Source organism: Bartonella sp. MU70NMGDW, assembly GCF_042194085.1.
GTDB lineage: Bacteria > Pseudomonadota > Alphaproteobacteria > Rhizobiales > Rhizobiaceae > Bartonella > Bartonella grahamii.
The window spans coordinates 3536-14251 of record NZ_JBHIMK010000049.1 but is presented as its reverse complement, the minus strand read 5'-3'; the positions used below and the strand labels follow the sequence as shown (position 1 = coordinate 14251).

Below are 10716 nucleotides of genomic sequence, written 5' to 3'. Positions count from 1 at the left end.
AATTTGAAACACAATACCAACAAAAATATCACATATACCATTGATATAACCAAATTAAATGATATCAACCGTCGTAATAGCCCCGTATTCAATACCGACCTATTTATCGAAGATAAGGAGTTAAATCACTCATGAAACGTACCGTAACATTTATTGTTTTATCTTCTCTATTGATCGTTTTGTTCGCTGTATTAATATCACTTGGATATACCAAAGTAAATGATCTCGATCCGTACAACGAACTTTATCAGTCATACCTTAAATAACAACTATAGAGATTCAGAATATCGCTAAAAAGAGGAAATAGTAAAAGAATAAATTATCTGTATAGAGAAAATGATCTCCTGTAATTTTCCTACCCGTTTTTAAAATACATCTATTGCCTTCATGATGAGTGTATAACTATATCGTATAATGGTACAAAAAGGTATAAAAGCCCCTTGAGATCTGGCTACTAAAAAATGGAAGAAGAAAAATTTAAAAGTGCACTAGATATGTTTAACTAACAAAAAAGTTTTTGTTGCCCGTCTCTACAAAAACTGAAATTTTTTATTTTTATTCCATACTTTACTCTTGTAACAAAAGAATAACACATATTGCTATAATATAATCAAATACATGGAGTGAGAATAATAAGACATAAAGAAATATTCATATTAGCAACATAATTTCAAGAAATTATCCATTAAAAATGATTTTTGGTATATTTCCTCCTTTAAACGCAAATTATATTTTTTTATCCCTTTTAAAAGTGAAAAATATTATTTTCAAACCTATTCATAAGTGGGATGAGCCACGTGAATAAAAATGTTTTATAATAAGCTTAAGTATATCTTTTATGAGCTATCTTTAGCACAAAGGTACAGCATTAAGATTACGGAAATATCGTGATATAATTGGGTATAAAAATCACACTGCCTAAGAGATTTTTGTATTGTACCCTTTATGAGAAATGTTAAAAGCAAGGCAGGATATGCTCTCCAGAGCAAATGAGTGAATGAGCCACCACGATGATATGCATTTTTTAAAAAGTAGGAAGTCTCTTTTCTTCAAATTTAATAGGCACATTCTAAAAATAACGGTTCTACAGATTCATTCCAAATAGAATAGTAATGAGACAAAAATTTTTCAGCATCTGTTTGTCCCATTGCAACAACCTCTTCTAAAGGATTAAGAAAACTTGTTTCATCAAAACCATTGGTATCATACTGTTTGCGATTTTTTAAGCCTTTGCGGGCAATAGCAAGAGCTTGTCGTGCTAACTCTAAAAGAATAGTTTGACGAAAAGGAGTTCTTAACCCTTCTTTAGGAACGCGTTGGCGCACATCTAAAACTTCTTCAAAACACCAATCTTTTGTCAAAGCTTCTGCCTCATTAAGTGCTTCCCTATCATAAAGAAGCCCGACCCAAAAAGCCGACAACGCACAAATGCGCTTCCAAGAACCGCAATCAGCTCCTCTCATTTCTAAAAATCTTTTTAAGCGGACTTCAGGAAATAACGTCGATAAGTGATTAATCCAATCTCCCATGTTTGGAATTGAATTTGCAACGTGTCCTTTTAATGCTCCATTCATAAACTGACGAAACGTTATATGTGTACAATCATAATAACGACCATCACGCACAACAAAATACATTGGAACATCAAGAGCCCATTCAACATAATCAGCAAAACCAAAACGCTCAGAAAATATAAAGGGAAGAACGCCTGTCCTCTGATTATCCGTATTACGCCAAATTTCAGAACGCCACGACAAAAAGCCATTTGGGCGTCCTTCTGTAAAAGGTGAACTTGCAAATAATGCTGTTGCAATGGACTGTAACTTCATGGATACTTGCATTTTTCGCCGCATATCACTTTCAGATGAAAAATCAAGATTAACCTGAACTGTTGATGTGCGATACATCATATTAAGACCATTATATCCCACTTTAGGCATATAATCAGTCATAATCTGGTAACGTGATTTAGGCATTCGTGGCGTTTCAGCTAAAGTCCACTTTGGACTAGCTCCAAGACCTAAAAAACCTATACCCAATGGTTCTGCAATTTTTTTGAGAAGAGTTAAATGCTCCATCAACTCGTGATATGTATGTCCTACTGATTTTAATGGTGCACCAGATAATTCAAATTGTCCTCCAGGTTCCAAAGAAATGGCTCCCTGATTAACTGATCCTACGAGCCCAATAATATTCTCGTCATCTAAAATAGGTTTCCATCCTAAGGCACTTTGCATCCTCTCTAAAAGCACTCGGATTCCCCTCTCTCCTTCATATGGAACAGGGTGAAAACCATCTTTATAAAACGGAAATTTTTCATGTTCTGTACCAATACGCCAATCATCTTCTGCTTTATACCCCCCTTGGAAATAACTAACCAAGGAATCTAAGTTATAAATTTCACTTTCATCAGTTATATCAAGCGCCATAACTTATCGTATCCTATCATTGGTATCATCATCTTAAATGAATTGTTTAGAATGATTTTACAGATTTCTCAATCCATTGCCCAATCCCCCACGGTAGCATTAAGAAGAGCCAAAGCAGCAACAGCGGCAGTGTCAGCGCGTAAAATACGCGGACCTAATGATATTGGAACCACAAAAGGATGTTTTTTTAAAAAGCTCCGCTCTTCTTCACTAAAGCCACCTTCCGGTCCAATAAGAATACCAGGTGTTGTAACGTCACGCTTTTTAAAAGAAGGTAATGGATTATGCGATTTATGCTCTTCATCACAAAAAAATAAAGGCTGTGTCTCATCCCATCGTGCTAAAAGTTCTGCTAATGATAGAGCAGATACGCATTCAGGGAGAGATAAAATACCACACTGTTCAGAAGCTTCAATAACATTGGCTTCCATACGCGCCATATTGATACGCGTAACCTGCGTATGATGCGTTATAACAGGCTGCAAAACCGATACCCCCATTTCAACAGCTTTCTGCACCATATAATCCAACCGCGCGTTTTTGAGTGGAGCAAAACAATAGATAAGACTGGAATGCGTCGTTTGTAATCTTTCTTGATGGATAAGCTGAACCACAACAAATTTTTTCTTAACAATGATAAGTTTAGCAAGCCACTCACCATCCTGTCCATTAAAAAGTAAAATTTCTGCTCCTTCTTTCATACGCAAAACATGCACAAGATAAGAAGCTTGTGCCCCCTCTATCTTTATTTCTTCATTCAGAGCCAATGTCTGTCGTATAAATAATCTTTTAAGTTTATAATTTATGCGCATGAAAATTTTGCCAATGCTCACTATCGTCATCGAGAAAATAAAGAAAAATATATAGCAAAAAGAAAAAATTATATCTATAGAACTATAATATATTAAAGAATTATAGAGTTTTTTTAGCTTTATGAGATAATAACAGGAACTTATAGATCCTTAAGTGATTCTACTTTCATAAAAGTTTAAATAATGCACCATTCATCTTTGCATTCAGTCATTGATGCATCCGTGGAGGAAAAATATGTCTGCTAAAAAAGCTACAATTATTACGATTACAACCCTCTTAGCCTTTATTTTGATTACAGTGGGAATTGGTTCTGTTGGAGCAGATGGGAAGCATACAATTACCAAAGATGGCTATGGTATTTCTTCTGGGATTCAGTAAGCACTGGCCGACATCCCTCTTAAAAATTTAATGTTTTTTAGAAACTTTTCTAAGAACTTGCATCAATATTATGAATTTCTTGTATTTGAAAGATTCCATAAGAAGGATTTTTATTTCTCTCTTTAATCATTTATCTGTATCAACCACACTTATGACAGAGAGAACGATTTTTACTGCTTCATCACGAACGGATTTAAAATGAGAAAATCTTCCGATAGTGAGACCTCTGATTTAAATTTAAAAGACAATTTTAAGTTACAAAAAGATGGATTACCATTATAAGATAGAATGTTATATAGATAAAAAACAATTCTCAATCTGCGTCAATATCTTTTGTAACCCAAAAGTTACCATGATTTTGTCCTTTAGAGCTTAGAGAAAATGTAAAAGGCCATGCAAGGCTATTAGCGAGACATTGGACATCTTTACATAAAGTTTCTGATCTATAGTTTTTGCGTAGTTGTGCCTGTAATATCAATTCATTCTGCTTCCCTTGCGCGATAGCAGTTGCAACGCTTCCTTGAATGGATAAGCTCAAGTCTGCTGTACGCATTAATGACTCTGTCACCTTCATCATACCTTCTGAAAAGCTTGTCTGAATATCCCAGTGATCAAATGTTGTTGAAAAAGTATCATTAGTCATTAAAAGAAATTGTTGTTTATTTAAAAGTCTTGTTTGTAATTCGTTCAAATCATACCCTAAGAGCCGACCAGAAGACATCTTCAGTGTTAATTCACCCTGCATTTTTGTAAAAATTTCTCGCCAAGAATCAGCAAGTGTTCGTACCGTTGCAGTAAAATTCGTTTTGCTTTGTATAAATGGAATAAATCCCAAGGTTTCTAAAGTCTCCTGCATATCAATAGAAGCACCTGAAATATTTCCTCCTATACGCACTTTCTGTCCAGCTGGCGTAACTTCAATATTACTTTGCACGGATCCACCAAAAATATTCGCATGTCCAAGATCAAAAATACCATGCCCATTTCTTATTTGTATTGCAGCAGCTAAATTTGTGAGTGAAATATTTCCTATTTTAGCTTGTGGCGCAGAAAGTCGTATATCCACGCCAATACGATGAAAAATTGTCATATCAAAGAAGGAATTTTTCTTTTTACCTGAAAAAAACATTGAACCCAAGAGGCTAAGATCTAGGTTATCAAAGGCTAACGAACCCATAACATTTGGTACATAATCTTGAAAATCGAGTTTTAAAGCTCCTCGCGCATTTGCTTTCACCATCGTAAATGTAACATTGTTCATTTGAATATGCATTGGCTGCGCTAAAAAATGAGATTCCCATACAATGGGTATTTTAAATTTATGTCCCCAAAACTGATTTCCACCAACCCAAGATAATGTCTGATTCCATCCCGGAGAACGCATCGATACTTTTCCGTCAAAAATATAATATTCAGATAACCGAGCCTTTCCTGTAAAAGTTATTCCCCCACGTACAGAATTGAGACTTGCCCTAATATGACTTTTTCCTCCTGCAAGAAGCAGCAATGCTTGAGAAGCATCAATTGATAACTTTGTAAATTCTCCGCGCCAACGCGCATCTGCACGTAACCGTACTTCCCGAGTCGATTCCGGCCAATCTAAAGTCGCATTTAATCCTGTTATTTTTTCTGCTAATCCTGAAAAACTATCGTGATACACAAGAACACCATTTTTAATGACAATCCGCCCAAAAGGTTGTTTTAAAAGGTGCTCTATTTCTGGATGTTCAGGATTATGTTTTAATATTTCACGCGTATTGCGTATTGCCAACCCTAATGCACCTTGTGAGCGAGAAAACCGATCAAAAAAATCTGCTATTGTTTTAACAGGCTTTTCCATAACAAATTGAGGACGCATAATCCGCGTCTCTGAAAAAGAAACATGTCCCCAAAGAAGATCGACGACAGAAAGATCAACTTCTATTGATTCAGCTTCCATTAATGGCCCAACATCATCCATTTTAGATGTTAAAGTAACACCAGAAAGAAATGCTTTAGGATAAGGAAAAAGATGTAACCGCGGTGGATCACGCAATTGCACATTGTAACCGGTCCATGCACTCAAATCCTGCGCTAAACGAATGCGAATCGCATCTGTAGAGATGAGATAAGGTAAAACGAGAATCCCCACTCCAAATAAAAAGATAATTGTAATAAAAATTCCGCTCAAAAATTTTATTATTCTGATGCGCACAATATCCCTCTATATTTATCCCCCTATAACAGATTAAAAACAAACTTAAATGATCAAAAAAAGTTTTTATAACCCTATAATTCACTATATCCACTTTGTATCTTAATTATTTTTGTTCTTTATCCAAAATTTATTCAAACAGCAATGTTGCTGCTTCTTTATAAAGCAATTATTTAAAAATCTTCAAAACTATAAATCCACAACATTATAAAACCATTCTTACTGTTCTCATATGAATATTGCTATAAAACTCTATCGTATTATTAGAAAATGCTTTACAAAAAAACAAACAGCCTTACCGAAAGGATCTCTGAATGAATAATATTATCGATGGAAAAAAACTTGCTGAAGAGATTATTGCGAAAGTTAAGGCCGAAACAACAAAGCTCCGCCATCACTATAATATACAACCTAGTATCGCTGTTATTATTGTTGGAGATGATCCCGCAAGTCAAGTATATGTCACCTCAAAAAATAAAAAAGCCGAAGAATGTGGGTTTCTTTCAATCAAACATGTCATTTCCAAAGAAACACAAGAACAAGAACTCCTTCAACTTATTGCAACATTAAATTCTGATCCAAAAATTCATGGTATTTTGGTACAGCTGCCTCTCCCTGCTCATATGAATACAAATCGCATAACACAAGCCGTTGCTTTCCAAAAAGATGTTGATGGTTTTCATTATATTAATGTAGGAAAACTCGCGGCAAATGCACTTGAAGATGCGATTATTCCCTGCACACCAGCTGGTGCCATGATGATGATCGAACAACACTGTGGGCAAGATTTATCTGGACTTGATGCTGTCGTTGTTGGACGCTCTAATATTGTTGGAAAACCTATGGCTGCCCTTTTAACAGCAGCCAATGCCACTGTGACAATTGCCCATAGTCGTACCCGTGACCTTGATGATGTTTGTCGAAGCGCTGATATTTTAGTCGCAGCTGTAGGCCGCCCACAAATGATTAAAAAAGACTGGATCAAAAATGGTGCAATTGTTATTGATGTCGGTATTAACCGCGTTGCTGCACCAGAAAAAGGTGTAGGGAAAACACGTCTTGTTGGTGATGTCGATTTTGAAAACGTAAAAGAAAAAGCTGCCGCGATCACCCCTGTTCCAGGAGGCGTTGGACCAATGACAATTGCCATGCTTATGGTTAATACACTCAAAGCCGCCGCGCGATCACACAATCTGCCTATGCCAAAATTCTAAGAATTATAACAATTCCTTGTATATGGTTTTATTGTACATGATTAAGCTTGTTTATTTTTGCATTTTTCATGTCATAAAAACAGATGCTCCTTGATCTGCACGATTAACGGATTGACGAAAAACATGAAAAAGTTCGCGTCCAAAACCGTGTTCGTTTTTTGAAAGATCAGGAGGTATGATTTTTCGTACGTTAAATTTTGCTAAATCCTCCAAAAGAGTTAATTTACCCTCATGAGCATCAAGAAAAACAATATCACCATCTTGCAAACGTGCAATGGGACCATTATCCACTGCTTCCGGTGTCACATGAATGGCAGCAGGAATTTTTCCTGACGCCCCTGACATACGCCCATCGGTTATCAATGCTACCTTTTGACCGCGATCTTGTAAAACGCCTAAAATGGTCGTTAATTTATGAAGCTCTGGCATACCATTGGCTTTTGGTCCTTGATAGCGAATGACAGCGATAAAATCTTTATCATACAACACTCCAGATTTAAAAGATTTTTGTAGTTCTTCTTGATCATTAAAAACAAAGACTGGTGCTTTAATCTGCCAATACTCTGGTTTAACAGAGGAAACTTTTATAATAGCTGTTCCCAAATCTCCCGATAAAACACGAAGACCACCGTCAGGCTGAAATGGCTTTCTCCACCCTGCTAACACCTTATGATCACCACTTTCCTTGAGAGCCGCTTCACGCACCACATGACCATCAGCAGAAAGCTTTGCTTCAATTGCATAAGCATTGAGATCTTTACCAAAAACCGTTGAAACATCTTCATGTACTAAACCTGCATCGATAAGCTCGCGAATAATAAATCCCATCCCCCCAGCAGCATAAAAATGATTGATATCCGCTAAACCATTAGGATAAATGCGCGCTAAAAGAGGCACATGGCAAGAAATTTCTGCAATATCATGCCATGTCAATTTAATACCGCAAACAGCAGCCATAGCAATCAAATGAATCGTATGATTGGTAGAACCTCCTGTTGCATTTAATCCTACAATGGCATTCACGAAAGAACGCTCATCAATGATCATACCAAGTGGACTATAATGATCACCAAGATCTGTCATTTCAAGTACACGTTTCGTAGCTTCTTTTGTTAAAGCATCACGCAACGGTGTATTCGCATTAACAAAAGAAGCTCCCGGCATATGAAGCCCCATCATCTCCAGTATCACCTGATTAGAGTTAGCGGTTCCATAAAATGTACATGTTCCTGGTCCATGATAAGAACGAGCTTCTGATGCTAGAAGTGTTTGGCGATCTATTTTATTTTCCGCGTAAAGTTGACGTATCTTCGCTTTTTCATCATTACCTTGACCACTTGTCATAGGACCAGCTGGTATAAAAATTCCTGGTAAATGACCAAATGTTAGTGCACCAATCAATAAACCTGGTACAATTTTATCACACACCCCAAGATATAATGCTGCATCAAAGACATCGTGTGATAAGCTTATAGCTGTCGCCATTGCAATTACTTCACGCGAAAAAAGGGAAAGCTCCATCCCCGCATTTCCCTGCGTAACACCATCGCACATCGCGGGAACACCACCTGCAACCTGTGCAACACCACCAACCATACGGGCCGACTCTTTAATTAAGTGAGGAAATTTTTCAAAAGGTTGATGAGCTGAAAGTAAATCGTTATATGCCGTGATAATGCCAATATTCCCAACGATATTTCCCTTCAAACGCTCTTTATCTATTGCACCACAAGCAGCAAAACCATGAGCCTGATTGGCACATCCTAAAAAACTTCGTTTGGGGCGATGAACTTGTGCTTTCGCAATACGATCTAAGTAAATTTCTCGTGTTGATCGAGAACGTTCATAAATCCTTCGTGTAACTGTGGCAATTGTCTTGGAAAGTGCCATATTCCCCTCCCTCTTTCATTGTTGCTTCCCCTCATTCATTGAGAGAGAGTACGTTTTTATTCACCTTGTCTCTCATATTCTAATTCACTTATTTCATTATCTGCAGGCGACCAATAAACCTGCACAAGATGAGGGGAATTACGCAAAACTGCCCGAACAGGCATTTCTATTTCAGATCCATCTTGACAAGCTTTTTCAAAACAATCGCGTTTCTGAAAACCTTCGATATGGAGAATAATACAACGAGACTGCATAATAACTGGCAAAGTTAGTGAGAGTCTTGGCTCAACAGCACTCTTAGCATGAAGGGGCAAAACAAGTGCTTGTGTTCGCAGATCAAGCGCTTGCTTTAAACGATCAGCATCAGGAAAAAAAGAAGCCGTATGTCCATCACCCCCCATTCCTAAAACAACAACATCAAAGGGTTTAGGCAAAGTATTAATACGACTCGCCGCTGAAAAAGCTGAAAGTTCAGCAGTAATCGCTTTATGATAAAGCCCTACAAAACGCGCTTTTTCGGCAAAATTTTGTAACAAATGACACCGTACCATATGCTCATTTGAACGTTCATCGTGTGTAGGAACGAAACGTTCATCGACCAAAGTAATAATGATATTTTTCCAATCAATATCCGCTTTTGACAAATAATGAAAAAACAATTCTGGTGTTTTACCACCAGACACCGCTAAAACTGCTCTCTTACGCTCAAGAACAGATACACTAAGCTCTGCGGCTACTCGATCTGCTAATGCCAAGGCTAAAGTCTGAGGGGTTTCAAAATCTAAACGGTCAATATTCATTCTATACATACTTATTGCTCTAAACTAAATTGTTCCATATACGCCCATCACGTTCCATGAGAATCGCCGAAGCAGATGGCCCCCACGAACCAGCGTTATAACTGTGAAAAGGCTGTTTTATTTCTTCCCACCCCTCAATGATTGGATCAATCCAACGCCAAGCAGCCTCAACTTCATCACGGCGCATAAACAGCGTTTGATCTCCACGAATAACATCCATTAATAAACGTTCATAAGCATCAGGATTACGTTCAGAAAATGCGGAAGCAAAACTCATATCTAATGGAATGTGACGAAACCGCATACCGCCGTAACTTGGATCCTTAATCATCAACCATTGTTTTACACCCTCATCAGGTTGGAGACGAATCACAAGCCGATTAGAAAAAATTTCATCTAAATCCACATTAAAAATATTATAAGGAATAGGTTTAAAAACCACAACAACTTCAGACATTCGCGTGAACATGCGCTTACCTGTTCGTAAATAAAAAGGCGTATTAGCCCAACGCCAGTTATCAATCTTAACCTTAAGCGCTACAAATGTTTCAGTCTTACTCACTCTTCCCAGATCATCGAAATAAGACTCTACAGATATACCATTTGATAGACCAGAAAGATACTGCCCACGTACAGTATGCTGCCCTACATTATGTACATCAAGCGGTGTTAAAGAATGTAAAATTTTAAGTTTTTCATCACGTACAGCATTAGCACTGTTGGTAAATGGTATTTCCATAGCAACTAAACAAAGTAATTGTAGCATATGGTTTTGCACCATATCGCGTAGAGCACCAGTGCTTTCATAATATTCTGTACGCCCCTCTAACCCTAAAGATTCAGCAACGGTTATTTGAACATGATCAATATAGTTGGAGTTCCATAGCGGTTCATAAAGTGTATTAACAAACCGCAATGCCATTAAATTTTGAACAGTTTCCTTCCCAAGATAATGATCAATACGAAAGATCTGCTCTTCATTAAAGGCGCTTGCAAAT

The 10716-nt window shown here is 37.2% G+C and carries 8 protein-coding genes; 2 read left to right on the top strand and 6 right to left on the bottom strand.

Annotated features, from left to right (window positions below; genetic code table 11):
- Positions 1–1055: 1055 nt before the first annotated feature.
- Together ACFIKE_RS05950 and ACFIKE_RS05945 are read right to left on the bottom strand one after the other, a co-directional pair.
- Positions 1056–2429, bottom strand: a complete 1374-nt coding sequence (locus ACFIKE_RS05950; protein ID WP_375625158.1) for a glutamate--cysteine ligase — start codon at positions 2427–2429, stop codon at positions 1056–1058.
- Positions 2430–2497: 68 nt separating this feature from the next.
- Entirely contained in the window at positions 2498–3241 is a 744-nt protein-coding gene (locus ACFIKE_RS05945) for a 16S rRNA (uracil(1498)-N(3))-methyltransferase (RefSeq protein WP_375625159.1), read from the bottom strand.
- 235 nt (positions 3242–3476) lie between these two features.
- Between ACFIKE_RS05945 and ACFIKE_RS05940 the strand changes: the two genes are divergently transcribed.
- Positions 3477–3620, top strand: a complete 144-nt coding sequence (locus ACFIKE_RS05940) for a hypothetical protein (RefSeq protein ID WP_012754785.1) — start codon at positions 3477–3479, stop codon at positions 3618–3620.
- Positions 3621–3933: 313 nt separating this feature from the next.
- On the opposite strand, the gene ACFIKE_RS05935 is transcribed toward ACFIKE_RS05940, so the two are convergent.
- Entirely contained in the window at positions 3934–5814 is a 1881-nt protein-coding gene (locus ACFIKE_RS05935) for an AsmA family protein (protein WP_375648635.1), read from the bottom strand.
- A gap of 314 nt (positions 5815–6128) precedes the next feature.
- On the opposite strand from ACFIKE_RS05935, the gene folD reads away from it, so the two are divergent.
- On the top strand, positions 6129–7028 hold the full coding sequence (folD, locus tag ACFIKE_RS05930) for a bifunctional methylenetetrahydrofolate dehydrogenase/methenyltetrahydrofolate cyclohydrolase FolD (RefSeq protein WP_375625161.1): 900 nt from the start codon (positions 6129–6131) through the stop codon (positions 7026–7028).
- A 66-nt stretch (positions 7029–7094) separates the two neighbouring features.
- Here folD and edd read toward each other — a convergent pair whose 3' ends face one another.
- From edd to zwf, 3 genes are all read right to left on the bottom strand, one after another.
- Entirely contained in the window at positions 7095–8918 is a 1824-nt protein-coding gene (edd, locus tag ACFIKE_RS05925) for a phosphogluconate dehydratase (protein WP_375648634.1), read from the bottom strand.
- 56 nt (positions 8919–8974) lie between these two features.
- Positions 8975–9727 (bottom strand): 6-phosphogluconolactonase, encoded by a 753-nt coding sequence (gene pgl, locus ACFIKE_RS05920; protein ID WP_375625163.1) that lies wholly within the window; start codon positions 9725–9727, stop codon positions 8975–8977.
- A 10-nt stretch (positions 9728–9737) separates the two neighbouring features.
- On the bottom strand, positions 9738–10716 hold a 979-nt coding region (gene zwf, locus ACFIKE_RS05915; protein WP_375648633.1), incomplete at its 5' end, for a glucose-6-phosphate dehydrogenase.